Annotated in this window: 25 protein-coding genes, 1 pseudogene and 1 riboswitch; of the genes and pseudogenes, 8 read left to right on the forward strand and 18 right to left on the reverse strand. The window is 67.9% G+C overall.

The window, feature by feature from the left end; translation table 11 throughout:
- Positions 1 to 146 precede the first annotated feature (146 nt).
- Positions 147 to 922, forward strand: a pseudogene (locus J0J10_RS25365) (IS630 family transposase); the annotation flags it as partial.
- A 46-nt stretch (positions 923 to 968) separates the two neighbouring features.
- Here J0J10_RS25365 and J0J10_RS25370 read toward each other — a convergent pair.
- Both J0J10_RS25370 and J0J10_RS25375 read right to left on the reverse strand, forming a co-directional pair.
- Positions 969 to 1880 carry a polyphosphate kinase 2 family protein gene (locus J0J10_RS25370; protein WP_291637024.1) on the reverse strand — a complete coding sequence of 304 codons (912 nt, stop codon included), beginning with the start codon at positions 1878 to 1880 and terminating at the stop codon, positions 969 to 971.
- 120 nt (positions 1881 to 2000) lie between these two features.
- Positions 2001 to 2891: a LysR family transcriptional regulator gene (locus tag J0J10_RS25375; RefSeq protein ID WP_291650206.1), complete on the reverse strand. Its 891-nt coding sequence runs from the start codon at positions 2889 to 2891 to the stop codon at positions 2001 to 2003.
- 132 nt (positions 2892 to 3023) lie between these two features.
- Between J0J10_RS25375 and J0J10_RS25380 the strand changes: the two genes are divergently transcribed.
- Complete coding sequence (locus J0J10_RS25380) at positions 3024 to 4019, forward strand: Bug family tripartite tricarboxylate transporter substrate binding protein (RefSeq protein WP_291650208.1); 996 nt, start codon at positions 3024 to 3026, stop codon at positions 4017 to 4019.
- 8 nt (positions 4020 to 4027) lie between these two features.
- Positions 4028 to 5566 carry a sulfatase-like hydrolase/transferase gene (locus J0J10_RS25385; protein ID WP_291650210.1) on the forward strand — a complete coding sequence of 513 codons (1539 nt, stop codon included), beginning with the start codon at positions 4028 to 4030 and terminating at the stop codon, positions 5564 to 5566.
- Between the two features lie 21 nt (positions 5567 to 5587).
- On the opposite strand, the gene J0J10_RS25390 is transcribed toward J0J10_RS25385, so the two are convergent.
- The 10 genes from J0J10_RS25390 to J0J10_RS25435 form a co-directional block, all read right to left on the reverse strand.
- Positions 5588 to 6322: an aspartate/glutamate racemase family protein gene (locus J0J10_RS25390; RefSeq protein WP_291650212.1), complete on the reverse strand. Its 735-nt coding sequence runs from the start codon at positions 6320 to 6322 to the stop codon at positions 5588 to 5590.
- Positions 6322 to 7458, reverse strand: coding sequence for a saccharopine dehydrogenase family protein (locus J0J10_RS25395; RefSeq protein WP_291650214.1), 1137 nt, complete (start codon positions 7456 to 7458; stop codon positions 6322 to 6324). Before J0J10_RS25395 ends, J0J10_RS25390 begins: the two co-directional genes overlap by 1 nt.
- Before the next feature lie 4 nt (positions 7459 to 7462).
- Complete coding sequence (locus J0J10_RS25400) at positions 7463 to 8272, reverse strand: amino acid ABC transporter ATP-binding protein (RefSeq protein ID WP_291637035.1); 810 nt, start codon at positions 8270 to 8272, stop codon at positions 7463 to 7465.
- Positions 8273 to 8284: 12 nt separating this feature from the next.
- The gene (locus J0J10_RS25405) at positions 8285 to 8947 is read right to left on the reverse strand and encodes an amino acid ABC transporter permease (RefSeq protein WP_291637037.1); all 663 of its coding nucleotides are present in this window, start codon (positions 8945 to 8947) and stop codon (positions 8285 to 8287) included.
- Positions 8948 to 8996: 49 nt separating this feature from the next.
- Positions 8997 to 9824, reverse strand: a complete 828-nt coding sequence (locus J0J10_RS25410) for a transporter substrate-binding domain-containing protein (RefSeq protein WP_291650216.1) — start codon at positions 9822 to 9824, stop codon at positions 8997 to 8999.
- 126 nt (positions 9825 to 9950) lie between these two features.
- Positions 9951 to 10859, reverse strand: coding sequence for a 4-hydroxy-tetrahydrodipicolinate synthase (gene dapA / locus J0J10_RS25415; RefSeq protein ID WP_291650218.1), 909 nt, complete (start codon positions 10857 to 10859; stop codon positions 9951 to 9953).
- Positions 10860 to 10879: 20 nt separating this feature from the next.
- Positions 10880 to 12283 (reverse strand): aldehyde dehydrogenase family protein, encoded by a 1404-nt coding sequence (locus J0J10_RS25420; protein WP_291650220.1) that lies wholly within the window; start codon positions 12281 to 12283, stop codon positions 10880 to 10882.
- Positions 12284 to 12286: 3 nt separating this feature from the next.
- Complete coding sequence (locus tag J0J10_RS25425; protein ID WP_291650222.1) at positions 12287 to 13573, reverse strand: FAD-dependent oxidoreductase; 1287 nt, start codon at positions 13571 to 13573, stop codon at positions 12287 to 12289.
- 52 nt (positions 13574 to 13625) lie between these two features.
- Positions 13626 to 13889 (reverse strand): 2Fe-2S iron-sulfur cluster-binding protein, encoded by a 264-nt coding sequence (locus J0J10_RS25430; protein WP_291650224.1) that lies wholly within the window; start codon positions 13887 to 13889, stop codon positions 13626 to 13628.
- Positions 13886 to 15043 (reverse strand): NAD(P)/FAD-dependent oxidoreductase, encoded by a 1158-nt coding sequence (locus J0J10_RS25435; RefSeq protein ID WP_291650226.1) that lies wholly within the window; start codon positions 15041 to 15043, stop codon positions 13886 to 13888. The genes J0J10_RS25430 and J0J10_RS25435 overlap by 4 nt, the downstream gene beginning before the upstream one ends.
- Positions 15044 to 15203: 160 nt before the next feature.
- Here J0J10_RS25435 and J0J10_RS25440 point away from each other — a divergent pair, with 160 nt between their 5' ends.
- From J0J10_RS25440 to J0J10_RS25460, 5 genes are all read left to right on the forward strand, one after another.
- A complete protein-coding gene (locus J0J10_RS25440; protein WP_291650228.1) occupies positions 15204 to 16097 on the forward strand; it encodes a LysR family transcriptional regulator in 894 nt (297 codons plus the stop codon).
- A 34-nt stretch (positions 16098 to 16131) separates the two neighbouring features.
- Positions 16132 to 16343, forward strand: a riboswitch (cobalamin riboswitch).
- Between the two features lie 275 nt (positions 16344 to 16618).
- Positions 16619 to 17644 carry an ABC transporter substrate-binding protein gene (locus tag J0J10_RS25445; protein ID WP_291650230.1) on the forward strand — a complete coding sequence of 342 codons (1026 nt, stop codon included), beginning with the start codon at positions 16619 to 16621 and terminating at the stop codon, positions 17642 to 17644.
- Positions 17641 to 18678, forward strand: coding sequence for a FecCD family ABC transporter permease (locus J0J10_RS25450; protein WP_291650232.1), 1038 nt, complete (start codon positions 17641 to 17643; stop codon positions 18676 to 18678). Before J0J10_RS25445 ends, J0J10_RS25450 begins: the two co-directional genes overlap by 4 nt.
- Positions 18675 to 19463, forward strand: a complete 789-nt coding sequence (locus J0J10_RS25455) for an ABC transporter ATP-binding protein (protein WP_291650234.1) — start codon at positions 18675 to 18677, stop codon at positions 19461 to 19463. Before J0J10_RS25450 ends, J0J10_RS25455 begins: the two co-directional genes overlap by 4 nt.
- Positions 19460 to 20116 (forward strand): class I SAM-dependent methyltransferase, encoded by a 657-nt coding sequence (locus J0J10_RS25460; RefSeq protein ID WP_291650236.1) that lies wholly within the window; start codon positions 19460 to 19462, stop codon positions 20114 to 20116. Before J0J10_RS25455 ends, J0J10_RS25460 begins: the two co-directional genes overlap by 4 nt.
- A gap of 19 nt (positions 20117 to 20135) precedes the next feature.
- Here J0J10_RS25460 and J0J10_RS25465 read toward each other — a convergent pair whose 3' ends face one another.
- The 6 genes from J0J10_RS25465 to J0J10_RS25490 are packed head-to-tail and all read right to left on the reverse strand — an operon-like array spanning position 20136 to position 25561.
- A complete protein-coding gene (locus J0J10_RS25465) occupies positions 20136 to 21101 on the reverse strand; it encodes a catechol 2,3-dioxygenase (protein ID WP_291650238.1) in 966 nt (321 codons plus the stop codon).
- Entirely contained in the window at positions 21098 to 22207 is a 1110-nt protein-coding gene (locus J0J10_RS25470; RefSeq protein WP_291650240.1) for a 5-methyltetrahydropteroyltriglutamate--homocysteine S-methyltransferase, read from the reverse strand. Before J0J10_RS25470 ends, J0J10_RS25465 begins: the two co-directional genes overlap by 4 nt.
- A gap of 25 nt (positions 22208 to 22232) precedes the next feature.
- Complete coding sequence (locus J0J10_RS25475; RefSeq protein ID WP_291650242.1) at positions 22233 to 22958, reverse strand: ABC transporter ATP-binding protein; 726 nt, start codon at positions 22956 to 22958, stop codon at positions 22233 to 22235.
- Positions 22951 to 23703, reverse strand: coding sequence for an ABC transporter ATP-binding protein (locus tag J0J10_RS25480; RefSeq protein ID WP_291650244.1), 753 nt, complete (start codon positions 23701 to 23703; stop codon positions 22951 to 22953). The genes J0J10_RS25475 and J0J10_RS25480 overlap by 8 nt, the downstream gene beginning before the upstream one ends.
- On the reverse strand, positions 23700 to 24707 hold the full coding sequence (locus J0J10_RS25485) for a branched-chain amino acid ABC transporter permease (RefSeq protein WP_291650246.1): 1008 nt from the start codon (positions 24705 to 24707) through the stop codon (positions 23700 to 23702). Before J0J10_RS25485 ends, J0J10_RS25480 begins: the two co-directional genes overlap by 4 nt.
- Positions 24704 to 25561 carry a branched-chain amino acid ABC transporter permease gene (locus J0J10_RS25490; protein ID WP_291650248.1) on the reverse strand — a complete coding sequence of 286 codons (858 nt, stop codon included), beginning with the start codon at positions 25559 to 25561 and terminating at the stop codon, positions 24704 to 24706. The genes J0J10_RS25485 and J0J10_RS25490 overlap by 4 nt, the downstream gene beginning before the upstream one ends.
- Positions 25562 to 25579: the final 18 nt, after the last annotated feature.

Consider the following 25579-nt stretch of genomic DNA (forward strand, 5'->3'; position numbering starts at 1 on the left):
GACCGGGCGCCCCTGGGACAACAGCACGTCGACCTGGCGCAGCTTCGCGACGATCTCTTCAGGCTTGTGCTTCTTCTGCGGCATAATGGGCATCCTCCAAGGCTCGAAAGCCTACTTCAGGGAGGGCCACTTTTCAGGGGGCAGGCCAACGCGGCTCAAGCCTTGACGCGCATGAAGCCTTCATCGTGGGGCTGATCGAGAAGCGGCGGGACATCACATTGCACGAGATGGCCGCCCGGCTCCTGACCGAACGCACCGTCTCCATCCGTCGCAGCGCATTGAGCACCTGGCTTCGCGGCCGGGGCTGGACGTTCAAAAAAAGTCCGCCCATGCACTGGAGCAGGAGCGTCCCGATGTCCTGAAGCGGCGGCGTGATTGGTTCGAGGCTCAGCCCGATCTCGATCCGCAGAGCCTTGTCTTCATCGACGAGACCGGCCTCTCGACCAAGATGGCCCGCCTGCGCGGTCGGGCTCCGCGCGGAGAGCGCTGCCGGGCTGGCATTCCTCACGGACATTGGAAGACGACCACCTTCGCAGGAGCCCTGCGCCTCGGCGGTATGACTGCCCCCTTCGTCTACGACGGAGCTATGAACGGCACGGTCTTCCTCGCCTATGTCGAGCAGGTGCTACTTCCCACGCTCAAGCCGGGCGACATCGTCGTCATGGACAACTTGCCGGCCCACAAGCCCGCGGGCGTTCGCGAGGCGATCGAACGCGTCGGTGCCACCCTCGCGTTCCTGCCGCCCTACAGCCCCGACTTCAATCCGATCGAGAACGCCTTCGCTAAGCTCAAAGCCATCCTTCGCGCCAGGGCCGAGCGCAGCATCGCCGCTCTCTGGGACGCCGTCGGCGCCATCGTAGGCCTTTTCTCTCCAGACGAGTGCGCCAACTACTTCAAGGCCGCCGGATATGACCCCGATTAAGCCGGAAACGCTCTAGCACCCGCCGCAGCCGCGGCGGGCCGTTCGCTCAGGATTTGCGCTTCGTACCATTGGCGCCGTTGCCCTCGCCGGCGAGCTCGGCGCGCGCGCGATGCATCGCCGCGCGGGCCTCTTCGTCGAGCCTGGGGAATTGCGGGTCGAGCTCCTCGAGCTTGTCGGCGATCGCGGTCGCCACCAGGAGGCGGCTGAACCACTTGTTGTCGGCCGGCACGACATACCAGGGAGCGTGCTTGGTCGCGGTTCCGGCGAGCGCCTCCTCATAGGCGTTCATATAGTCCGGCCAGCGCTTGCGTTCGGCCAGGTCGCCCGCATCGAACTTCCAGTTCTTGGCCGGCTCGTCGATGCGCTCGAGCAGGCGGCGGCGTTGCTCGCCCTTCGAAACATGCAGGAAGAACTTCAGGACCAGCGTGCCGTTGCGCGCAAGATGGCGCTCGAAATCGCGGATGCTGTCATAGCGATCCTTCCAGATATCCTCCTTGACCAGCGATGGCGGCAGGTTCTGCTTGGCCAGGATCTCCGGGTGGACCCGTGCGACCAGCACCTCCTCGTAATAGGAGCGGTTGAAGATGCCGATATGGCCGCGCTGCGGCAGGGCGCAGGTCGTGCGCCAGAGAAAATCATGGCGCAACTCGACGATGCTCGGCGCCTTGAACGAGGTCACCTCGCAGCCCTGCGGATTGATCCCGGACATCACATGCTCGATCATGCCGTCCTTGCCGGCGGCATCCATCGCCTGCAACACGATCAGCACCGCCCAGCGCCCCTCGGCATAGAGGCGCTCCTGCAGGGCATGCAAACGCCTAGTGCCGGCCGCCAGCAGCTCCCTGGCCTCTTCCTTGTCGATATCAAGGCCGACCGTGTCGCCCGGATCGAAGTCGGCGAGCCTGAACTTCTCGCCATTGGTCACCATGAAGCGCTTGATCAGCTCGTCCTTCAGCATCGTCCTCTCCGGCGGCAAGACCGCTCCTCTCCGCCGTCGGATCGACGACGATCCATCCCCTGGCTCGAGCCTCGCGAAAGCCCGGCCGAGCTTAGAGCGATGCGCAACGGCCCGGTAGGCCTATTCGCGCTGCCCCTCCCCGGCCGCGACCGACCGCGCAATCGCGACGAAGCGCCGGAGAACCGGCGTCTCCCGGTCGAGCGGCCAGGCGGCGACGAGTTCGGAAACCGTCGAGTCCAGGCCCTTCAACGGCCGGTAGACGACATTCTCCAGATTGAGCCGCGACACCGATTGCGGCACCAGCGCGACGCCGATGCCGCCGGCGACCAGGCCGATCATGGTATGGAGCTGGTGGACCTCCTGCGCCACTTGCGGCTCGAAGCCGGCCCGGCGGAAGGCGGAGCGGAAACGGCCTTCGACATAGCGGCGCTTGCCGGGCGGGGTCATGATGAAGCGCTCCTCACGCAGCGCGGTCAGCGGCACCGCCGCCGCTTGCGTCAGGCGATGCCCGGCTGGCAGCGCGACAACGTAATTCTCGCGGAACAGCGGCAGCGTGCCGAGGCCGGGCTCGTTGAACATCGGCCGCAGCAGGCCGACATCGATCCGGCCGGAGCGCAGCGCCTCGACCTGCTCCCTGGTCACCATCTCCTGCAGGATCAGCGAGACCTCCGGCAGTTCGCGGCTGAGCCGCGAGACGAGCACCGGCAGGATGTTGAAGGGACAGGCCTCGACGAAGCCGATGGTCAGGCGGCCGATCTGCCCCTGTGCGGCGCGGCGCGCCCCTGCCACCGCCAGATCGAGCTGGCGCAGGATCGCCAGCGCGTCGCTCTGGAAGTTCCGGCCGGCATCGGTCAGCGCAACGCGGCGCTTGGTGCGCTCGAACAATTTTACCGCCAGCGTCTCCTCCAGCTTGGCGATCTGCTGGCTGAGCGCGGGCTGGGTCACGCCGAGCCGCTCCGCCGCCCGCACGAAATGCAGCTCCTCGGCGAGGGTGACGAAAAAACTGAGCAATCTCTGGTCCATGAGCCGAAACTAGAGCCCAAGACTAATAAGCAAAACTAATTTCTTGATGGCTTGCGATTGGCTCAGTTTTCGAATCGATGTCGGCGCGAGCAGAAACGCCGCGGGTGGGAGGTTTTCGGAATGAGCGTGACGCACAAGAGCGGGCTGCCCCGCCTGCTGAGCTTGTCGGCGGCGATGGTGATCACGCCGGCCCTGTTCTCGGCTTCCGCCATGGCGCAGACCGCCTGGCCGAGCAAGACGATGCGGATCGTCGTGCCCTATCCGGCTGGCGGCAATGTCGACCTTCTCGGGCGGCTGATCGGGCCGAAGCTGAGCGAGGCGCTCGGCCAGACCATAGTCATCGACAACAAGCCCGGCGCGGCCGGCGCCATCGGTGCGACCGATGCGGCACGCTCGGAGCCGGACGGGCACACTCTGCTGATCGGCGACATCGCGACCCATGCGATCACCCCCGCCTTGCAGGACAAGCTGCCCTACAACCCGCTCACCGATTTCGCCCCGGTGATGCGGCTGACCTCGGTCTCGCTGCTTCTGGTGATCAATACGAAGAACGCGGCCAAGGACCTGGCGGCGCTGCTCGCCGATGCCAAGGCCAATCCGGAGAAGGTGACCTATGCTTCGGCCGGCGTCGGGACGCCGCAGCAGCTCGCCTTCGAATTGCTGAAGGAGAAGACCGGCATCAAGGCGACCCATGTGCCCTATCGCGGCTCTGCCCCGGCCATCAACGACGTGATCGCCGGCCATGTCACCGCGATGATCGACGGGACCGCCGTACCGATGGCGCGCGAGGGTACGCTGCGCGCGCTCGCGGTGACCGGAGCGAAGCGTTCGGCGGCGATGCCTGACGTGCCGACCGTCGCCGAAGCCGGCGTGCCCGGCTATGAGTTTGCCTCCTGGCACGGTGTCTTCGTCCCGGCCGGCACGCCGCCGGCCGTGGTCGAGCGGCTGAATGCCGAGCTCAACAAGATCGTCGCCGATCCGGCGGTGCGCGAGCGCATGGCGGCGCTCAACATCGAGCTGGTCGGCGGCACCTCCGCCGCCTTCGGCGACTTCATCAAGGCCGAGACCGGCAAGATCGCGGAGCTCGTCCGCATCTCCGGCGCCAAGGCGAACTGAGCAGGGCCATGCAGCGCGTCTCCGGCGATCAGGCAGGCAATCCACCGGCGGGAGCTGCGTCCTCTCCGCCTGGCGACCGCCATGTGCTGTTCGTCACCGTCGATCAATGGCCGGCGCGACTGCTCGGCATCGCCGGCCATCCGACAGTGGAGACACCGACGCTCGACCAGATCGCCCGCACCGGCACGCGCTTCACCAACGCCTATGCCGAATGCCCGATCTGCATCCCGGCCCGGCGCTCGATGATGACGGGCACGAGCCCGCGCGGCCATGGCGACCGTGTCTTCCAGCCGGCCTTGCCGATGCCGGACGGCCTGCCGACGCTGGCGCGCTCCTTCCGCGACGCCGGCTACCAGACGGCCGCGATCGGCAAGCTCCATGTCTATCCGCAGCGCGACCGGATCGGCTTCGAGGAGGTGCTGCTTGCCGAGGAGGGCCGCGGCCATCTCGGCGGCATGGACGATTACGAGCTGTTCCTGACCGACAAGGGCCAGCCCGGCCAGCAGTTCATGCACGGCATGAGCAACAATGAATACAGCTGGCGGACCTGGCACCTGCCGGAAGAGCTGCACGTCACCAACTGGATCACCTTCGCTGCGGCGCGCACGATCAAGCGGCGCGACCCGACGCGTCCGGGTTTCTGGCACGTCTCCTATACCCATCCGCACCCGCCGATCGTGCCGCTGGCGAGCTATTTCGAACGCTATCGGGCCCGCGACATCGACGCCCCGCTGATGGCCGACTGGGCCAGGGACCCAGCGGCGCTGCCCTATGCGGTGCGCGTCGCGCATCACTACTGGGAGCAGCTTCCGCCAGCGCAGCTCGCCGACATGCGCCGCGCGGTCTATGCGCTGTGCACCCATATCGACCACCAGCTACGGATCCTGATCGGGACGCTGCGCGAGGAAGGCCTGCTCGACGACACGATCATCCTGATCTGCGGCGATCATGGCGACATGCTCGGCGACAACGGCCTCTACGCCAAGCGGCTGATGTACGAGGCCTCGGCCGGCGTGCCGATGCTGCTCTCGGGAGCGGCGGGGGACAGCCGCGTCGGCACCGGCGCCACCGATGGCCGCCTTGTCGGCCTGCAGGACATCATGCCGACCTTGCTCGATCTCTGCGGCCTGCCGATTCCGGAGAGCTGCGAGGGCCTGTCGATGGTCGGCGAGCAGCGCCGCGACATTCTCTATGGGGAATCGCTCGAGGGCGCGAAGGCGACCCGCATGGTGCATGACGGCCGCTACAAGCTGATCTGGTATCCGGCCGGCAACCATTTCCAGCTCTTCGATCTCGACAAAGACCCGCAGGAAATGGCCGATCTCACCGGCGATCCCGGCCATGCGGACATCAGGGCACGGCTCGGCAAGGCGCTGGCGGCGAGCCTCTACGGCGAGGACGAAGCCTGGCTGCGCGATGGCGAACTCGTCGGCATGGCCGAGCCCGAACTCGTCATGGCGCCGAATCGCGGCCTCTCCGGCCAGCGCGGGCTGCATTATCCGCCGATCCCGCCGACCGACCCCGCCAAGGCGGTGGGCTCGGGCTGACACCGCCGGCGAGCCGGCGCGTCAGCCCCTCGGATAGGCCGGCGGCATCAGGCTGCGGGCGAACCAGTCAACGAAGCCGATGATGTCGAAGACGGGGCGCCCGGTCGCCCTGGCGATCGCAGCCGAATGCGGCGGCAGATTGGTGCATTCGCACAGGATCGCGCCGACATTCGGATGCTTCTCGACCAGTGCCAGCGCGGCCGCGATCACCTCCTGCTCGAGCGTCGCGAAATCGGAGACGCCGCCCTTGGCGCCATAGACCTGTCGGAACAGGCTGTCCGGCGCCAGGCCCTCGATCGGCGTGTCCGTCCGCACGCCGACGGCGGCGAGATGGCGCGCGCTCAAGGCCTCGGGCGCGAAGGTCAGGATGCCGACCTGCTGTCCGGCCGGCAGCATCGCCTCGATCAGCGGCGCCTGCAGCAGGCTGCTGGTCGCGACCGGCACGGGGAGCGCCGCCGCGAGCTCCTTCTGCAACAGAGCGAGGAAGCCGCAGCTCGTGGTGATGCCGCGCACCCCGCAGGAAACGAGGTCGAGCGCGGCCGCGATGAAGGGCTGCAGGAAATCCCCCGGCCGGCCATGCACGATCGCAGCCGGGTCGGCACCGCGCACGACGCGGAACTGCACCGGCGTCGACCAGCTCCTGGCATTGCCGATATCGCCCGGAAGCCGCCGGAAATGCGTGTCGAGCATCAGGATGCCGATGCCGAGATCGCCGACAGTCCCCGCCTGTCCGCGCGATGTGTCCGTGCCGCTCATCATGCCGCGTTCCCCGGATTCGTCAGCCCGCCCTCCTCCGCACTAGCCGCGAAGAACCAGGACAGGAAGCGGTTCCTGCTCAGCGCAGAGAACGGAATGTCCTCCTGCAAGCACAGCCCCGGCACCCCGATGGCTCCGACGCGAAGCAGGTCGAGCACCGCGGCGACATGGGCGGCGGCGGTGCGCCGCATCGCGCTGACCGTGCTGCCACCGATCTGAGCCGGCACGACCTCGCGGGTGAACCGCTCCTCGACGGAGCGCCCATCCTGGCGGGATGTCGCACCGATCGAGATCAGCAGGCGATCGTCGACGATCTCGGGCAGGGCGTTGAGGAAGAGGTTGCGCAGGAGGTCGGTCCTGGCGCGCAGTTTCAGCTCGTCGAGCAGGAAACGCATATAGTCGAGATGGCCGGGATAGCGGATCGTGCGCGAGGTCAGCCGGGCGACCCGCCCTTCCAGGCGCGCGCACAGGCTCGCCGGGATATTGCCGGAAACGAAGTCCTCATAGTCGCGCCCGCCGAGGCGCAGGCGGCCGAGATCGCTCAGGGCCGGCAGGCTGGCGCGTCTGCCATCGACCAGCGCCGTCGAGGGCTGGATGTATTCGCGCAGCAGGGCATCGACGTCCCAGGTCAGTCCGTAGCCGAGCCGGCTACCCGGCTCGCGCGGCAAGGTGCCGATGCGAACATCGATCTCGACCGGCCCAGAGCTTCGCGAGACCAGATCGAGCACCAGCTGCGAGACCAGCCCCGGGGAGATGCCGCATTGCGGAATGAAGCATCCTGCCGCCGAGCGGGCCTCGCTCAGCACCGCGTCGAGACCGGCGGTATCGTCGCCGAGATCAAGATAATGAATGCCGCTGCGGCGCGCGGCGGCGGCGACCATCGGCGTCGCCGCCGCCGGCAACGCCGCGACCACGGCCTGGGCCTCACCGAGGAGCCGGTCGAGCTGCGTGGCGTTGCCGGGGTCGGCCTCCACCAGCGGCAGGCCGAGCTCGTCCATGCGCCGCCGCGCCGGTTCGGTCGGATCGACCACCACGACCTCGAACTCGGCAGCCTGCTTCAGGAGCAGCGCCAGCGCCGAGCCGACGCGCCCCGCGCCGACGATGACGACCCTGAAGGGGGGGGCAGGCTGTCGCACCGGCTCAGCCATGGAAGCGCGCGAGGAACGCCTTGAGGCGCTCATTGTCGGGGCGGCGCAGGATGGTCTCGGGCAGGCCCTGCGCGACGATGCGGCCATTCTCCATGAATACGACCCGGTCGGAGACGTCCGCGGCGAAGGAGATCTCGTGGGTGACGATGACCATGGTCATGCCCTGATTGGCGAGATCGCGCACCACACCGAGCACTTCGCCGACGAGCTCTGGATCGAGCGCGCTGGTGACCTCGTCGAGCAGCAGCGCGTCAGGCTGCATGGCGAGCGCCCGGGCGATGGCGACGCGCTGCTTCTGGCCGCCGGAGAGCTGGTCCGGCCGGGCGTCGCGCTTCTCAGCCAGGCCGACCTTGGCGATGTAGTCCATCGCGATCTCGACGGCCTCGGCGCGCGACTTCCGCTGCACGATCACCGGGCCCTCGATGACGTTCTCCAGCACGCTCATATGCGGGAACAGGTTGAAGTGCTGGAAGACCATGCCGACATGGCGGCGCAATTCGCCCTGCCCGAGCAGATCGCCGCTGCCGCGATGCTTCTCGCCGACACGGCGGTTGCGGAAGAGGATCTCGCCGGCGTCGGGCTTCTCCAGCATGTTCATGCAGCGGATGAAGGTCGACTTGCCCGAGCCTGACGGCCCGATGATCGAGACGACCTCGCCGGCCTTGAGGGCGAGGTCGATGCCGTGGAGTACGGTCAGCGCCCCGAAGCATTTGGTGATGCCGCGCGCCTCGAGCACGATGTCGGAGGCTGCCGGCGACGAAACCGAGGAAGACGAAGCGGGTGCGGATGAAGCGGAGGTCATGGGCGCTCTCGATCAGTTGCCGCGGCGCATGCGGTGTTCGATGTAGTCGGCGAACTTCATCATCGGGAAGAGAATGACGAAGTAGAGCACCGCGACCACCGTGTAGGATTCGAGCGGCCGATAGGTCTGGCCGTTGACGATGCTCGCCATGTAGGTCAGGTCCGCCACCGAGATCACCGAGACCAGCGAGGTGTTCTTGAACTGGGTGACCGACTGGTTGATGAAGGCCGGCATCATCCGGCGGATGGCCTGCGGCAGAATGATGCGCCGCATCACCTGCCAGCCGGACATGCCGATCGCGGCGCCGGCCTCGAACTGGCCCTTGTCGATCGAGACGATGCCGCCGCGGAAGACCTCGGCATAGAACGCTGCCGCATAGAGCGAGAGCGTCAACAGCGCCGCCGCCCAGTTGGGCATGTCGAAGCCTAGCAGGAGCGGCAGCGCGTAGTAGATCCAGAGGAGCTGGACCAGGAGGGGCGTGCAGCGAAACAGCTCCTGGAAGCCCTGCGCGAACCAGTTCAGCGGTCCGATGCCCGAAAGCCTGGCGAAGCAGACGGCGAGACCGAGGACCAGGCCGATCGCGATCGAGCCTGCCGTGTAGACGACCGTGATCCACGCCCCCCACAGGAAGAGGTCGGAGGCCTGGATGATCGGGGCGAAGCTCCAAGTATACATGTCTTGCTAGCCTTCCTTGGAGGGCGGCCCTTACGGGCCGCCCTATGCTTCAACCACCGAAGCCGAAACCTTCAGGCATGTCGTCGAGCGTGATGCCGAACGGCGCCAGGCTGTTGACGATCCAGGTCTGGTTGTTGCCGATGCGGCGGTTGTACTCGGCCCAGGCCGAGATGAAGGCGCGCCACTTCTCGTCGCCCTTCCAGTTCAGCGCGACGACCGACGGCGTCGAGAGGACCGGGCTCGGCACCATCACCTTGCCGATGCCGTTCGCCTTCTTGGTCATCACCAGCCCGTTGAGCATGGTGTTGACGAGGCCGTCGGCCTTGCCGCTGACCACGGCGACGATCGCCTCGTCGCGCGTCTTGAAGCGCAGCATCTTGGCCTTGGGCAGATATTGCTGGGCGATCAAATCCTGCGAGGAGCCGAGATCGACCGCGAAGGTGTATTTGGGATCGTTGAGCTCGGCCCAGCTCAGCTTGGAGAGCTCCGGCTTCGGCGAGACGATGACGAAGCTGTTGAAATAGGTCGGCGCCGAGAAGGCGACCGACATGGCGCGCTGCGGCGTCGCGGTCACCCCGAGCGCGAGGTCGACCTTGCCGCTCTGCACGTCGAGGATCGAATTAGGCCAGCTCGACTCGACCACTTCCAGCTTGACGCCGAGCGTCTTGGCGATGTCGCGCGCCATCTCGATCGCGAAGCCGCGCCATTCGCCCGTGCGCGGATCCTTGTTGAAATAGGGATCCTCGTTGATGATGCCGGGAATGCGCAGCACGCCGCGCGAACGCACGGATTCGATGCTGTCCTGGGCCTGAGCCGGCGACTGGAATGCCGCCAGCCCAAGGCCGGCCGCAAAAATTGCGCTGATGATCTTCTTCACGACGATTATCCTCCGTTCCCTTGCCGATGATCTTCGGTCTTGCCCCGGCCTGCCGGGTTAGGGAGGAGCCTAAGGAAGGCACCTCCGCAAACAATGCGAGAGTAGGCCGCTCGCCTACCGGTTTTCTTATATGTCCCGAGCGCTTTCGAAGGCGGCCAGGCTGGCTTCGAGCGCTTTCAGGTTCTCGGGTCGCAACGGCGCCAGCGGCGCGCGCACCTCGGCCGAAATCGCGCCGCTGCGGGCCAGGGCGGTCTTGACCGGTACCGGGTTGCTCTCGATGAAGAGGTGACCGGTGACATCGAACAGGGCCTGATGGATACGGCGGGCCTCGCGCAGCTCGCCCTTCGCCCAGGCGGCGCACAGCGCCACGATCTCGCGCGGCAGCAGGTTGGAAGCGACGCTGGTGACGCCATCGGCGCCGACCGCGAGAAATGGCAGGGTCAGCCCATCATCGCCGGAATGGATGACGAAATCCTCGCCGAGCGCCCGCCGCAGCTCGGTGATCCGCTCGGTCCTGCCGCCGGCCTCCTTGATCGCGACGATATGCGGGTAGGCCTTGGCCAGGCGCGCCGCCGTCGCCGGGGCGATCTCGACGCCGGTCCGCCCGGGCACGCTGTAGAGCATGATCGGGATCTTCACCGCCTCGGCGGTGGCGGCGAAATGGCTGAACAGGCCGTCCTGCGAGGGCTTGTTGTAATAGGGCGTGACGACGAGGATGCCGTCGGCGCCGAGCGCCTCCGCGCGCTTCGCCTTGGCGACGGCGAGAGCAGTCGCGTTCGAGCCGGTGCCGGCCATGATGAAGGCGCGCCCCTTGGCGGCGGCGACCGTGATGCGGATGACCTCGTCGGCCTCCGCCTCCGACAGCGTCGCCGCCTCCCCGGTCGTGCCGACGGGGACGAGCCCGGCGACGCCGGCTTCCAGCTGGGCGGCGATCAGGCGCTCGAGGGCGGGCACGTCGATCGCGCCGTCGCGGAAAGGGGTGACGAGGGCGGTGAAGACGCCGGAGAGGCGCCGGCGCAGCTCTGAATCGATCATGGCTTTCTCTTCCATCTCAGTCAGTCGATGACGACCTTGGTCTCGCTCATCTCGCGCAAGGTCATGTGGATGCCCTCGCGGCCGAGCCCGCTCGACTTGATGCCGCCGAAGGGCACGTTCTCGGCGCGGAAATCCGGGCCTTCATTGATCATCACGCCGCCGACGCGCAGCTCGCGGGAGAAGCGCTTCACCAGCGCATGGTCGTTGGTGAAGACGCCGGCCTGCAGCCCGTAGGGACTGTCACTGACCTCGCCGATCACCTGTTCGGGATCGCTGAAGCGGCGCACTGCGAGCACCGGCCCGAAAGTCTCGCTGCGCACCAGCTCGGCCTCGGCCGGAACATCGTCGAGCAGGGTCGGCGCGAACATGGTTCCACGGCGCCTGCCACCAGCGACAACCTTCGCCCCCTGCGCGACGGCGAGCCTGACCCGCCTCTCGACCTCCGCCGCCGCGGGCTCGTCGATGAGCGTGCCCATCACGGTCGCCTCGTCGGCGGGGTCCCCGGTGCGGACATCCGCGATCAGCGCCGCGATGCGCGCGACCATCGTGTCCCGGATCTCCTCATGCAGATAGAGGCGCTTCACGGCGGCGCAGCTCTGGCCGGCAATCTCGAAGCGATGCCCGATCGCAGTCTGCGCGGCGCGGTCGAGATCGGCATCCGGCATCACGATCAGCGGGTCGTTGCCGCCGAGCTCCATCAGGCAGCGCACGAGGCCCGAGGCGTTCTTGAGCGCGAGGCCGGCGGCCGGCCCGCCGGTGAAGCTCAGCAGGTCGATATCGCCGCTGGCAATCATGGCCGCGACTTCGGCGCCGCCATGGACGATGCTGAACAGGCCCTGCGGGAACCCCGCTTTGGCCGCGAGCTCGCCGAGGCGCTCGGCGGCCAACGGCGCCTTGGGCGACGGCTTGGCGACGACGGCATTGCCGGCGGCGATGGCCGGGCCGAGCTTGTGGCAGAGCAGGTTGAGCGGATAGTTGAAGGGCGTGATCGCCCCGACGACGCCGGCCGGCTCATAGGTGATCGCGGCGAGCTTGCTCGGCGCCCCCGCCACGATCGCCGTCGGCAACACCTCGCCATGCAGCACGGTGATCGCATCACCGCTCAGGCGCAGCGTGTTCTGGGCGCGGCGGACCTCGTTGCGCGCTTCGGTGATCGTCTTGCCGACCTCGGCACAGATGATCTGCGCCATCTCCTCCGCGTCCTCAGCGAGCAGTTCGGCGAGGCGATGGAGCAGGCCCTTGCGCTCGGCCGGCGTGCTGAAGCGGAAGGAGCGCCAGGCCTTGCGGGCGGCCCGCAGCGCATCGGCGACCGCGACCTCGTCGGCGACCTCGACCTTGCCGACGCTCGCCCCGGAGAAGGGGTTGAGCACGTCGACCACTGGACGGCTGCTGCTTCTGAAGGATTTTGCGAGAGTGCCATTCACGGCTCATGACTCCGTTTCGTCGGTCGAGAAATTGGCGAGGGCGGCGACCGAGACCGGCCGCAGCGGCCAACGCGGCGGATTGGCCGTCGGCAGCGCCTCGCCCCGCAGCTCCGCCAGCATGGGTCCGCAGAAGCGCCCCTGGCAGGCGCCGAGGCCGAAACGGCCCATCAGCCGGATCTCGCGGGCCGATGCGTCGGCCGGCAGCGCGGCGAAATCGGCATAGCGGCGCCCCTCGCAGCGGCAGAGCATGGTCTGCGGCGTCGGCGGCGTGGCCTTGCTACGCAGGGCCTCGGCAAGCGCGAGCTGGAAGTTCCGCGCCTTGCTCAGAGCTGCTTCGAGCGGCGCAGCCGAAGCGGCGTGTCCCAAGCGCGAAAGGACCGCCGAGGCGGCACGCTGGCCATCGAGGATCGCCGCATCGGCGCCAAGAATTTCGCGCCCGTCGCCGGCGAGCAGCACGGGAACTTCCGCCCCGGGGGCCGGCAGCGGGATACCGGCGCGGTTCGGCTCCAGCCCATCATGGATCAGCAGATGGCGAGCCTGCAGCAGGCTTTCGGCGGAGCCGGCGCGGACGCGGATCGTCAGCCCCTGCCCAGTCTCGCTGACGCCGAGGACTTCGCTGCCGACGTGGCAGGGCACGCGCTTCAGGGCGAGCACCGCGGCATAGGAGGCGGCTTCGGCGAGCGGCGCCCCGGCCGTCATCAGGCGGGCCAGGGCCTTGGGCTTGTGCCAGGGCCTACCGCGCTCCAGCACGGCGAGCGGCGGGTTGCCGGCGCGGGCGAGTTGCGCCGCGACGGCGAGCAGCAGCGGACCACTGCCAGCGACGACGATCGGACCTTCGGGCGGCCGGCCGGTCTCCTTGAGCAGGACCTGGGCGCCGCCCGCGCTCATCACGCCCGGCAGTTCCCAGCCTTCGAACGGAGCGATCTTCTCGACCGCACCGACCGCGACGATGGCGGCCCGGACAGGGCGCGCAAAAACGCGGCCGGCCATACGATCATCGAAGAGGAAGCGCCCTGCGCCGTCGATGCCGAGGAAGACCGTCGAGGTCCGCAGCTCGATCCGCTCTGCCACATGTTCGAGGCGCGAGGCGAGTTCCGCCCAGTTGCGCCGGTGCCGTGCCGGCCCTCTCCAGATCTGTGGTGCACCGACTGCGGGCTGACGATGGATGGCACCGCCAAGCCGGTCGCGCTGCTCGATCAGCAGCACCCGCAGACCGGCTTCCGCCAGGGCTACGGCCGCAGCAACGCCCGCCGGCCCGCCGCCGACGACAAGGACCGGCAACTCAGTCATGGCCAGGTCAGTCTTGGCCAGGTCAGTCTTGGCCAGGTCAGTCTTGGCCAGATCAGTCATGGCGCAGTCCGAGGCTGGGCTGAGGGGAAAGACGCATTCCGGAACGCGCGGGCGTCAGGCAGGCCTCGACGGCCCCCTCGCCCGCGATGGCGACGACGCAGGCCTGGCAGGCGCCGATGCAGCAGAAGACGCGGCCACGCACGACTCCCCCCTCGGGGCTGAGATCGGCGATGCCGGCGCGCAGCAACGCCGCAGCGACGGTCTCGCCGGGCCGGAAGGAAACCGGCCGGTCGATCCAGTAGAAGCACGGGTTCATGCCAGGGCCTCGGCTCTGGAGAAGCGCTGGGGCGCGAGCATTGAGAGATCGACGCCCGGCGCCTCGCCGAGGATCATCCGGGCGGCGCTGGCGCCCATGAACGGGCCGAGGCAGATGCCATCGCCCTCGAAGCCGGTGGCGATCGTGACCCCGCCGAGATGCGGATGCGGGCCGACGATCGGCAGGCCGTCGCGCGAGGCGGTGCGGACGCCTGCGAAGGTCCGCAGGACGCGGCGCTGGCGCAGCGGCGGATAGAGATCGAGCGCGTCGCGCAGGATCGCCGAGATCGTCGCGGCATCCGTGGCCTGGTCGGCGCGGTGATCCTCGCGGCTGCCGCCGATCAGGAACTGGCCGGTGACCAGCGGGTCGATGACGAGGCCGATATGGGCGTTGTCGCGGACGATACCGCGCTTGGCGGCGAGATAGGAGGCCGCCATCAGATGGCCATCGATCGCCGGCCGGCCGGCCGCGGCCCGGTCGGTCACGACCATCTGGCCCTTGCGCGGGATCAGGATGTCGCCGAGACCGAGCAGGCCGACCGAGCCGATCCCGGCGGCGACGAGCACGGCATCGGCCGGCAGGAGCTCGTCCCGGATCGTAACGCCGACGGCCTGCCCGGCCCGCATGACGATCTCGGAGACGGGCGCGTTGCGCCGGACCGTGACGGCGCTCCGCTGCAGCAGGCGCTGGGTGATCTCGTAGCCGAGCGCATGCCCGTCATCGGGGATCTCGAGGGCGAAGCAGACACCATCGCCGAGGCCGGGAATGCGGTTGAGCAGCGTCGGCCGGTCGACATCGAGCACGCGCTCGCCCGCGGCGGCGAGATCGGCGCCGTGCTCGGCGACGAGCTCAGCCTCGAGCCGGGTGCGGGCGACGAGGAAAGTCGAGCGGCGATGGAACAGGCCGCGCAGCAGACCGTCGGCCTCGCAGCTTCCGTAGAAGGCGCGGGCATGGCGGGCGAGGTCCATCATCGGGCCGGGCTTCTTGCTCGCGACCGAGACCGCGCCGTCCGAAGCGCCGGTCGCGCCGGCGGCCGGTCCCGAAGCATCGAGCAGCGTCACCCGTGCCCCGGCCGCCGCCAGGAAATGCGCGGCGGCGGCGCCGACGATTCCGGCGCCGATCACAGCGACATGAAGGGAAGGAGAGCGGGCCATGCGAGGCGACGGGGGCGTCCTTGAAAGCGATGCGCGACCCTCGGTCGCTTCGCCTTTCGGGTCGATCCAAATGATCCGCCCCGACTTGCGCCATTGTTTGAAAGTGGCGGAAGGTCACCGCCTATGGCTAAGAGTGAGGCTCCCCGCCGCGGAACGAGCCATGCGCGAAGCCAATCTGACGCTGATCCAGACCTTCTTCATCGTCGCACGCGACGGCTCCTATTCGGCCGCAGCGCGCAAGCTGGGGATGAGCTACCAGTCGGCCGCGAACCATGTCCGCCGGCTCGAACAGGTGCTCGAGGAGCGCCTCGTCCTCTCCGAGCAGGGCGCCAAGACGGTGACGCTGACGCCGCGCGGGCGCAGCCTCTACAAGCTGCTGCTGCCGGAGCTCGACACGGTGCTGGCGAGGCTCGACCGCACGCTCGACAAGGAGCGGCCGGTGCTGCGCATCGGCCTGCCGCAGGCGATCTTCTACTATCTGCTGCCGCCGATCCTGGCGCGCTTCCGCGAGCTCTTCCCGCAGGTCGAAATCCTCGCATATGAGCGCGACACCTCCCTGCCCGAGATGATCAAGGATGGCAGCCTCGATCTGTGCATCACCGAACGCTACTTCGGCGACCCGAACGTGCCGCAGCATCTGGTCTGCACCTATCGGCCGGCGCTGGTCTTCCCGACCGCCTGGGGCGCGGCGCCGGCGCCGGGCGCGATCCGGGAATGGGCGCAAGGGCGCCCCTTCGTGACCTATGAGCCCGGTCAGCTGCTGCGCAACCTCGCCATCGACTACCTGCGCCCCGACGGCTCGGAGATGGAGATCGCGATCTCGACCTCCGGCAGCTCGAGCGTGAAGCGCTGCGTCGAGGCAGGGATCGGCTTCGCGATCATTCCCGCCTGGTGCCTGGATGGCAGCGAGACCAGCATTGCCGGACTCGAGATCGCCGAGCTGCCGGAGATCCCGATCTATTTCGGCGAGGCGAGCTTCCTCGCCCGCAACCCTTATGTCGTGACGCTGCGCCAGCTCTGCGGCAACCTGATGCAGACGGCGCCGGCCCCGTAGGCTCCAGCCGCTTGACGCCGTTCCTCGCCGATCTATGGTCTGGCCCGATCATGGTTCTCCAGGCGTCACGGCCTGGAGCTAAGAGGGAATTCGGTGAGGCGCGCAGCGCCAAGGCCGAGGCTGCCCCCGCAACTGTAAGCGGCGAGCTCTCCACCCATCGTCCACTGGCGCTCGCGCGCCGGGAAGGCCGGGCGGAACCAGCATCGACCCGCGAGCCAGGAGACCTGCCCTGATCGTCGGAAAGGTCTTTCGGGCGGGGTGCTCCGGAGGGTTGCTGGCAGGCGCGGGACGAGGATCCCGCCGCTCCGTCGCAATCGCCTGCTTCCCGCCTTCATCTCGGGGAGCGATGAATCCAGATGCCCATCTCCAACAGCGCCGCCGGCGCCTTTTCCCGCGCCAGCTTGACAGGCCACGGCGCAGGCCTCTATCGGTTTTGTTATAATATTACATATCAACCTACGCCGCACTTGGCGGGCTCACTCCCCGGCGCCGCCCGCTCTCTCCTGCCTTCGAAGGGTCCCATGCGCGCCGTCCAGCGTTTCCGCCTCCCGCTCGCCCTGGCCGCCGGCCTGTGTCTCGCCACGGCCGCACAGGCGGCACCGACGCAGTACCCGCTGACGCTGGAGAACTGCAGGGAGACCATCACCTTCAGCCAGGCGCCGAAGCGTGTGGTCGCCGTCGGCCAGACGCAGACCGAAATCCTCTATGCGCTCGGCCTCGGCGATCGCGTCGTCGGCACCGCCGTCTGGTTCAGCCCGGTCGCCAAGCCCTATGAGGCGGTGAATGCCAAGGTGAAGCGGCTCGCCGACAATGATCCGAGCTTCGAGGCGGTCGTCGCGCAGGAACCCGATCTCGTCACCGCGATGTTCGAATGGCATATCGGGCCGAACGGCATCGTCGGGAAGCGCGACCAGTTCGCCAAGGTCAAGGTACCAACCTATGTTTCCCCGACCGACTGCGTCGGCAAGGACAATTCCGGCCCCGGCGACGGCGTGCGGACCAAGATGTTCTCGATGGAGCTGGTCTACCAGAACATCCGCGAATTCGGCCAGATCTTCGACGTTTCCGACCGCGCCGAGGTCCTGATCGCCGAGCTGAAGGCACGCGAGGAGAAGGCGGTCCAGTCGGTCGCCGGACTGAAGGCGCGCGACGTGCCGGTCGCCGTCTGGTTCTCCAGCAAGGACATCAAGGGCGACGCCTTCATCGCAGGCAAGAACGGCGTGCCGGCCTATATCCTCTCGAAGCTCGGCGCCCGCAACGTCATCACCACCAATGAGGAATGGCCGCTGGTCGGCTGGGAGAGCATCGCCGCCGCGAACCCTGCGGTGATCGTCGTGGTCAGGATGGATCGCCGGCGCTTTCCCGCCGACGATGTCGATCTCAAGCTCAACTTCCTCAAGACCGACCCGGTGGCGAGCAAGCTCGACGCGGTCAAGCAGGACAGGATCGTGGTGATGGATGTCGGCGCGACGCGCGCCGGGCTCGACACCGTCGACGGGATCGAGGCGCTGGCACGCGGCATCGAGCGCTTCGGCCTGGCGCGGTGAGCCACCACCCCGTCCAGCCGAACTGGCCAGCGCGGATCGGCATCGCGGTCGCGGCGCTGGCCGCGCCGGTCTTCGCCATCGCCCTTGCGGTGACGATCGGAGAGATGCGGATTCCGCTGGCGACCGCCTTCCAGGCGCTCGGCAACGGCTTGTTTGATCTGGGCTACCCTGTCAGCGCCATCCAGCAGGGCGTGATCTTCGACTACCGGCTGAGCCGGGCGCTGCTGGCGGGGCTGTGCGGCGGGGCACTGGCGCTGTCGGGCGCAATCCTGCAGGCGCTGCTGCGCAACCCGCTGGCCGAGCCCTATATTCTCGGCATCTCGGCCGGCGCCTCGACGGGCGCCGTGGCAGTGATGATCCTCGGCTTCGGCGGGGCGGCGCTGACCGTCTCCGGCGGCGCCTTTCTCGGCTCGGTCGCGGCCCTGCTGATCGTCGCGCTGCTGGCCGCCGGCGCCGGCGGGGCGAGCGACCGCGTCATCCTCGCCGGGGTCGCCGGCTCCCAGCTCTTCAACGCCGCCACGGCGACGATCGTCACGACGCTCGCCAGCGCCGAGCAGGCGCGCGGCGTGATGTTCTGGCTGCTCGGCAATTTCGGCGGCGTGCGCTGGCCGGACGTCTTCGTCGCGACACCGGTCGCGCTCGCCGGCTTCGCGATCTGCATGCTGCACGCCAAGGCGCTCGACGCCTTCGCCTTCGGCGCGGACGCCGCCGCCTCGCTCGGCGTCGCGGTGACGCGCGTGCGCGTCGTCCTCTTCGCGGTGACCGCGGTGATGACCGCGACCATGGTCAGCATCGTCGGCACGATCGGCTTCGTCGGCCTCGTCATCCCGCATGCCGCCCGCTTCCTGGTCGGCCCCGGCCATGCCCGGTTGCTGCCGGTCTGCCTCGTCATCGGCGCGATCTTCATGATCCTGGCCGACATCCTCTCGCGCATCCTGGTACCGCAGCAGATCCTGCCGATCGGCGTCGTCACCGCCCTGGTCGGCGCACCGGCCTTCGCCATCATCCTCTATCGCGCCAGGCGGCCGGCATGACGCTCTCGGCGCGTGACGTTTTCTGGGGCACCTCCGGGCGCATGATCGTCGACGGCGTGACGCTCGAAGCCGCGCCCGGCAAGATCCTCGGCCTGATCGGGCCGAACGGCTCCGGCAAGTCGAGCCTGCTGCGGCTGCTCTGCCGACTGCGCAATGTCTCGTCCGGCGTGGTCGAGCTCGATGGCCGCGATATCGGCCAGGTGTCGCGGCGCGAGCTCGCCCGCCGCCTCGCCTTCGTCGAACAGCAGGCGACGACCGAGATCCAGCTCTGCGTCTGCGACGTCGTCCGCCTCGGCCGCACCCCGCATCGCAGCGCCCTCGCCTCCTGGAGCGCGGCCGACGAGCAGGCAGTCGACGCGGCGCTGGCTCGGGTCGGCATGAGCGAACGGCACGACCAGCTCTGGCACACGCTCTCGGGCGGCGAGCGCCAGCGCGTGCATATCGCGCGGGCTTTGGCGCAGACCCCGAGCGAGCTCATCCTCGACGAGCCGACCAATCATCTCGACATCCAGCACCAGCTCTCGATTCTGACGCTGGTCCGCCGGCTCGGCGTGACCTGCATCGTCGCCCTGCACGATCTCAACCTCGCGGCGCTGTTCTGCGACGAGATCGCTCTGCTGCACGAAGGCCGGCTGGTCGCCTCCGGCACGCCCGAGACCGTGCTGACCGAGGAGACGATCCGGCGGGTCTTCGGCGTCGCGGTCAGGATCGGCGCCACCGCTTCCGGCCGGCGCCATATCGAATACCTCGTCGACCCCGACTGCTATGGAGAGGCCGCGCCATGACCGCTTCCGACGTGCAACATGCCGTGACCGGTTACTGGACCGCGCGCGCGCCGAAATTCGACGGCGTCGCCTCGCATGTCGCCCAGTCCGCGATCTGGCAGGAGGTCCTGGAAGCGGCCTTCGCCGCCAAGCAGCCGCTCGACGTCGTCGATCTCGGCACCGGCACGGGCGCCTGCGCGCTGGTCGCGGCCTCGCTTGGCCATCGCGTGCGTGCCTATGACGGTGCGGAGGGCATGCTCGCCGTGGCGCGGGCCGCCGCGGAAGCACAGGGCCTCGCCGTCGACTTCATCGCCGAGACGCTGCAGGATGCCGGCATCACGCGGGGCTCGGCCGATATCGTAACGCTGCGCAATGTGCTGTGGACGCTGGAGCAGCCGATGGCGGCGCTGCGCAAGGCTCGCGACATCCTGCGCCCGGGCGGACGGATCGTCATCTCCGATGGACTCTGGTCGGTCGCGCCGCAATACCGCTCGACCTATCCGACCGATGTCGCCGCCCGCCTGCCGCTGCATGACGGGCTGACCGAGGACAAGGCCCGGCAGATGCTGGACGAGGCCGGTTTCGGGCCGGCCACGTCCTGGCAGCACCTGTTCCCGGCCTCGCCCTATCCGGGCGACGTGCCGATGTTCGTGCTCTCGGCCGTCCGGGCCTGAAAGCGCCGCGCCCCTGCCCTCAGTGGCCGGCGTTCGGGACCGGCGGCGTGCCGTGGGTGTGAAAACTCTCGATCGTCTTCAGCCCCCAGGCCTGGCCCTTCTTCCGCTCCTCCTCCGTCCAGGTGACGGTCTGCCAGTCCGGATCGAGGATCAGGCGCGCGCCGGCATTGGCGATCTCGACGCGGTTGCCGGCAGGTTCGTAGACATAGAGGAAGAAGGTCTGCTGCACCGCGTGCTTGTGCGGGCCTGTCTCGATGTAGACGCCGTTCTCGAGGAAGATGTCGGCGGCCTCCAGTACATGCTCGCGCTGGTCGACGGCATAGGTGACGTGGTGGAAACGTCCCAGGCTGCCGGTATGGTCGCGGGTATAGGCGATGTCGTAGCTCTTGTTGTTGACGGTGAACCAGCAGCCGCCGACCTCGCCGGAATCGAGCACGATCTGCTCGGTGACGCGGCTGCCCAGCGCTTTCGGCAGGAAGTCGCGGATCGCCGCGACGTCGCGGGCGAGCAGGTTGAGATGGTCGAGCCGGCGCACCGCGCAGCCGCGGCCGTGATTGCGCTGCGGCTGGTTCTTCAGCGCCGGGCGCTCATGCGGCGGGGCGACATACTTGTTGGTGTCGAAATAGATCTCGAAGACATGATCGTCCGGGTCGCGGAAACGATAGGCCCGGCCATGCCCGAGATCGCCATCCACCCAGCCGATACCGCACCCCATCGTCTCGATCGCCTCGACGCGGCGCAGCAGCGCCTGCTCGCTGGTGGCACGATAGGCGACATGGCCAATGCCGGTGGTCTTCGCCGCCGTCAGCTTCAGCGTATGGAACTCGTAATCGTCCCAGGCGCGCAGGAAGACGCTGTCGCCCTCGCGCCCGCTCTCGGTCAGCCCGTAGACATTGACGAAGAAATCGAGGCTCTCGGCCGGCTTGTCGGTGAGAAGCTCGACATGCGCGAGATGGGCGATGTCGAAGCAGGGCTCGCTGCTCATCCCCAGACCTCCCTGGCGACTTCGAGGATGCGCGAGAGCTTGGCCCATTGCTCGTCCTCGGCGAGGACATTGCCCTCCTCGGTCGAGGCGAAACCGCATTGCGGCGACAGGCAGAGCTGCTCCAGCGGAGCGTATTTCGAGGCTTCTTCGATCCGGCGCTTGAGATTGTCCTTGCTCTCGATCTCCCCGAACTTCGAGGTGACGAGGCCGAGCACGACCTGCTTGTCGCCCCTCGGCAGGAAGCGCAGCGGCTCGAAGCCGCCGGAGCGGTCGTCGTCCCACTCCATGAAATAGCCGTCGACATCGATCTGGTTGAAGACCATGTCGGCCACCGGCTCATAGCCGCCCGAAGCGATGAAGGTCGACTTGAAGTTGCCGCGGCAGGTGTGGGTGGTGATCTGCATGTCGGCCGGCTTGGCCTTGAGCGCGGCGTTGAGCACGTCGCGGTAGATGAAGATCAGCCTGTCCGGATCGTCGCCGCGCTCGGCCAGCATCTTGCGCTGCTCGGGATCGCAGAAATAGGACAGGCTGGTATCGTCGAGCTGCAGATAGCGGCAGCCGGCATCGTAGAAGGCCTTGATCGCCTTGGCGTAGGCCTTGCCGAGATCGTCGTAGTAATCCTCCATCCTGAGATAGGCGCTCGGGTCGATCGCCTTCCGCCCGCCGCGATAATGCAGCATGGACGGGCTCGGGATCGTCATCTTCGGCACGCGGCTGGTCACCGACGCAAGGAACTTGAAGTGGGCCAGATGCGGATGGTCGGCCGGGAAGTCGAGCTTGCCGGTGACGCGGATGCCGTGCCCCTTGGTGGCGACGCCCTTGAACTGGATTCCCGCATCGGTCTCGTAGGTCGTGACGCCGGTCAAGCCGTCGAGAAAGTCGAAATGCCAGAAGGCGCGGCGATATTCGCCATCTGTCACCGCCTGCAGGCCGATTTCCTCCTGCTTCCTGACGAGCTTCCTGATCTCCTCGTCCTCGATCGCGGTGAGATCGGCCTGGCTGATCTCGCCGGCCGCATGCCTGGCGCGGGCGTCCTTGACCGGCGCGCTGCGCAGCAGGCTGCCGACCACGTCGCCCCGGAAAGGCGGCTTCTTCCTCTGGGTCATGACGTTTCCTCCCGGTTCTTGATGGTCATGCTGCGGCGGCGAGGCCGAGATGATGTTCGAGGCGCTCAGGCTCGGCGATGAGCGTGGCACTGCGTTCGGCCAGCACGACGCGGCCGCGTTCGAGCACGATGGCGTCGTCGGTCAATTCGAGGATTTTTCGCGCATGCTGCTCGATCACGATCGCGGAAAGCCCCTCCTCGCGGAACAGGCCCTTCAGCGCCTTGAGCAGTTCCTCAACGATGATCGGGGCGAGACCCTCGGTCGGCTCGTCGAGCAGCAGGAGCTTCGGATTGAGCATCAGGGCCCGGCCGATCGCCAGCATCTGCTGCTCGCCGCCGGAAAGCTGGTTGCCGAGATTGGCCTTGCGCTCCGCCAGCCGGGGAAACATGCGAAAGACGCGGGCCGCGTCCCACGGCCCCGGCAGCGCCACCGCAGTCAGGTTCTCCAGCACGGTCAAGGACTTGAAGATGTTGCGCTCTTGCGGCACCCAGCCGATTCCGGCATGGGCGCGCTGCTCGGGCGAGGCGGTGGAGAGGTCGCGATCGGCGAGCACGATCCGCCCGCCGCGCCGTCGCGTCACACCGATGATGCTGTTGACCAAAGTCGTCTTGCCGACGCCGTTGCGGCCGAGCAGCGCGAGCGAGCGCCCTTGGGCAAGGCTGAGGTCGATATCGAACAGCACCTGCGCCTCGCCATAGCCGGCGCTCAGTTTCTCGATCCTCAGGAGTTCAGTCGATGCTGCGTCAGACATGGGCGCTCTCACCGAGATAAGCCGCCCGCACGGCCGGATCGCGCGCCATCTCCTCCGGCGTCCCTTCCGCCAGCACGCGCCCGTTGACCAGCACGGTGATGCGCGTCGCGAAGCGGAAGACGAGGTCCATGTCGTGCTCGATCAGCAGCACCGAGACATCGTCCGGAAGCTCGGCGACCGTCTGCATCAGTTCGCGCCGTTCGGCTTCCGGCACGCCGGCCGCCGGCTCGTCGAGCAGCAGGACCGTGGGCCGCGCGGCGAAGGCGGCGGCGATCTCGATCTGGCGCTGCTTGCCATAGGGCAGCGTCGCGATGGTGCGATCCATCATATCATCGAGCCTGAAGCGGGTCAGGATCTCTGCGGTCTGCCCGACCAGTTCCGCATCGAGATCGAGCGCGCGGAAGGGCCGACTGCCGCGGCCGAGCCGCTCGGAGGTGACGAGAGCGATCATCTCAAGTGGCGTCATCGAGCCGAAGAGCTGGTTGATCTGGAAGGTGCGGGCGAGGCCACGCTTCACCCGCGCCTCACGTGACAGCCTCGTGATGTCTTCGCCCATCAATGCGATGCGCCCGGAACTCGGCTTGAGCACGCCGGTGAGCTGGTTGACGAAAGTGGTCTTGCCGGCGCCGTTCGGGCCGATCAGGGCGTGGCGGGCGCCCTTCGCCAGCGAAAAATCGACATGGTCCGTTGCGGTGATCCCACCGAAATTCTTGCAGAGCTCAAAGGTTTGGAGAGCGACGCTCATCGCGCCCCTCCCCGGCCGAAACGCGCGAAACGACCGGCCACGGTCTTCACCGCGCCATGGATGATCTCGCGGCCGCCGAGCACGAAGAGCACGAGGAAGAGCCCGATCCAGAACATCCAGTATTGCGGGGTGAAGCTCGAAATCGCGTCCTGCAGCAGCTTGAAGGCGATGGCGCCGACGAGCCCGCCATAGAGATAGCCGGCGCCGCCGATGATCAGCACCAGCATCAGATCGGCCGAGCGATGGAAATCGAGCACGTCGAGCGAGACGAACTGCGTGGTCTGGGCGAGCAGCGCCCCGGCCGCCCCGGCATAGGCCGCAGCCAGGGTGTAAGCCGCGGCGAGGCGCCGCCCGTTCGGGACGCCCGAGGCCGAGGCGCGCAGCGGATTGTCGCGGACCGCTCGCAAGGAAAGCCCGAAGGGCGAATGCACCACGCGCCGCGCAATCAGGAACAGCAGGAAGAGGACGCTGAGCGAATAGAGATAGGCGGTGCGCCCGAAGATATCGAACTCGAACTGGCCGAGCACCGGCTTCATCATCACGCCCTGCAGGCCATCGGCGCCGCCCGTCAATGAACCGAAGGAATTCGCCAGCTCGTAGAGGATCAGCGCGACGCCGAGCGTCACCATCAGCCGGGTGAGATCGCTGCCACGCAGGACCAGCGGGCTGGTGAGCAGGCCGAGCAGCCCGGCCGCCGCCATCCCCACGAAAAGGCCCGCCAGCGGATCGCCGGTCACGTATTTCGCGAAGATTCCGGCCGCATACGCGCCCATGCCGAGGAAGGCGGCATGGCCCAGCGAGACGATGCCGGCATAGCCGAGGATCAGGTCGAGCGAGAGCGCGAACAGGGCGAGGATCGTGATCTCGTTGAGCAGCAGCAGATGGCGCGGGAACAGCAGAAAGGCCGCAAAGGCGAGGATCCAGAAGCCGATCTCGACCGGATGCCAGCGGCGGCCGGCATAGAGCGCCTGCCTGACCCTGGCTTCGAAGCTCTCGGCGCTCATGCCCGCGCCCTCGCGAACAGCCCGTGCGGCCGGGTGATCAGCAGCCCGACCATCAGCGCATAGATGATGAAGGCGCCGACCTGCGGCACCAGGTACTTGCCGACGACATCGGCGACGCCGAGCAGCATCGCGGCGAAGAACGGGCCGGTGATGCTGGAGGTGCCGCCGACCGTGACGACGATCAGGAAGTAGATCATGAACTTCAGCGGAAAGGTCGGGTCGAGCCCCATGAGCTCGACGCCGAGCGCACCCCCGAGACCGGCGAGCCCACAGCCGAGCGCGAAGGTAAGCGCGAAGAGCCGGTTGACCGGGATGCCGAGCCCGCGCGCGACCCGTGCATCGTCCACCGCCGCGCGCAGGCGGCTGCCGAAGCGGGTACGGGTGAACCCCCATTGCAGGGAGACCGCGAGCAGCCCGCAGATCGCGATGACGAAGAGCCGGTAACGGCCAATGCCGATGCCGGCGATCTCGAAGCGTCCCTGCAGCCAGACCGGCAGGCGGATGAACTGCTGGGTCGAGCCCATCAGCCAATCGGTCCCGGCGACTGCCATGAAGACGAGGCCGATCGAGAACATCACTTGGTCGAGATGACTCTTGGCGTACATCGGCCGATAGATCAGGCGCTCGAGCACGATCCCGACCAGGGCCGCGGACAGGAAGGCGAGCGGCAGGCTCGCCAGGAAAGGCAGGCCGAGGCGCTGCATCGCCAGCACGGCGACATAGCCGCCGAGCATGGCGAAGGCGCCGTGGGCGAGGTTGACGAAGTTCATCAACCCCATCGTCACGGAGAGCCCGCAGCCGAGGACGAAAAGCACCATCCCATAGGCGATGCCGTCGAACAGGATGGTCAGCATGCGCTCGGTTCCGCCCCG

The organism is Allobosea sp., from assembly GCF_017308075.1.
GTDB lineage: Bacteria > Pseudomonadota > Alphaproteobacteria > Rhizobiales > Beijerinckiaceae > Allobosea.

Bases quoted from the DNA above. Each gene is read 5' to 3' on its own strand.
- dapA (WP_291650218.1), bottom strand. From the start codon at position 10,859: ATGATCGATTCAGAGCTGCGCCGGCGCCTCTCCGGCGTCTTCACCGCC.
- J0J10_RS25475 (WP_291650242.1), bottom strand. From the start codon at position 22,958: ATGTCTGACGCAGCATCGACTGAACTCCTGAGGATCGAGAAACTGAGC.
- J0J10_RS25480 (WP_291650244.1), bottom strand. From the start codon at position 23,703: ATGAGCGTCGCTCTCCAAACCTTTGAGCTCTGCAAGAATTTCGGTGGG.
- J0J10_RS25430 (WP_291650224.1), bottom strand. From the start codon at position 13,889: ATGAACCCGTGCTTCTACTGGATCGACCGGCCGGTTTCCTTCCGGCCC.
- J0J10_RS25490 (WP_291650248.1), bottom strand. From the start codon at position 25,561: ATGCTGACCATCCTGTTCGACGGCATCGCCTATGGGATGGTGCTTTTC.
- J0J10_RS25370 (WP_291637024.1), bottom strand. From the start codon at position 1,880: ATGCTGAAGGACGAGCTGATCAAGCGCTTCATGGTGACCAATGGCGAG.
- J0J10_RS25440 (WP_291650228.1), top strand. From the start codon at position 15,204: ATGCGCGAAGCCAATCTGACGCTGATCCAGACCTTCTTCATCGTCGCA.
- J0J10_RS25405 (WP_291637037.1), bottom strand. From the start codon at position 8,947: ATGTATACTTGGAGCTTCGCCCCGATCATCCAGGCCTCCGACCTCTTC.
- J0J10_RS25435 (WP_291650226.1), bottom strand. From the start codon at position 15,043: ATGGCCCGCTCTCCTTCCCTTCATGTCGCTGTGATCGGCGCCGGAATC.
- J0J10_RS25380 (WP_291650208.1), top strand. From the start codon at position 3,024: ATGAGCGTGACGCACAAGAGCGGGCTGCCCCGCCTGCTGAGCTTGTCG.
- J0J10_RS25385 (WP_291650210.1), top strand. From the start codon at position 4,028: ATGCAGCGCGTCTCCGGCGATCAGGCAGGCAATCCACCGGCGGGAGCT.
- J0J10_RS25465 (WP_291650238.1), bottom strand. From the start codon at position 21,101: ATGAGCAGCGAGCCCTGCTTCGACATCGCCCATCTCGCGCATGTCGAG.
- J0J10_RS25445 (WP_291650230.1), top strand. From the start codon at position 16,619: ATGCGCGCCGTCCAGCGTTTCCGCCTCCCGCTCGCCCTGGCCGCCGGC.
- J0J10_RS25425 (WP_291650222.1), bottom strand. From the start codon at position 13,573: ATGACTGAGTTGCCGGTCCTTGTCGTCGGCGGCGGGCCGGCGGGCGTT.
- J0J10_RS25455 (WP_291650234.1), top strand. From the start codon at position 18,675: ATGACGCTCTCGGCGCGTGACGTTTTCTGGGGCACCTCCGGGCGCATG.
- J0J10_RS25470 (WP_291650240.1), bottom strand. From the start codon at position 22,207: ATGACCCAGAGGAAGAAGCCGCCTTTCCGGGGCGACGTGGTCGGCAGC.
- J0J10_RS25400 (WP_291637035.1), bottom strand. From the start codon at position 8,272: ATGACCTCCGCTTCATCCGCACCCGCTTCGTCTTCCTCGGTTTCGTCG.
- J0J10_RS25390 (WP_291650212.1), bottom strand. From the start codon at position 6,322: ATGAGCGGCACGGACACATCGCGCGGACAGGCGGGGACTGTCGGCGAT.
- J0J10_RS25460 (WP_291650236.1), top strand. From the start codon at position 19,460: ATGACCGCTTCCGACGTGCAACATGCCGTGACCGGTTACTGGACCGCG.
- J0J10_RS25485 (WP_291650246.1), bottom strand. From the start codon at position 24,707: ATGAGCGCCGAGAGCTTCGAAGCCAGGGTCAGGCAGGCGCTCTATGCC.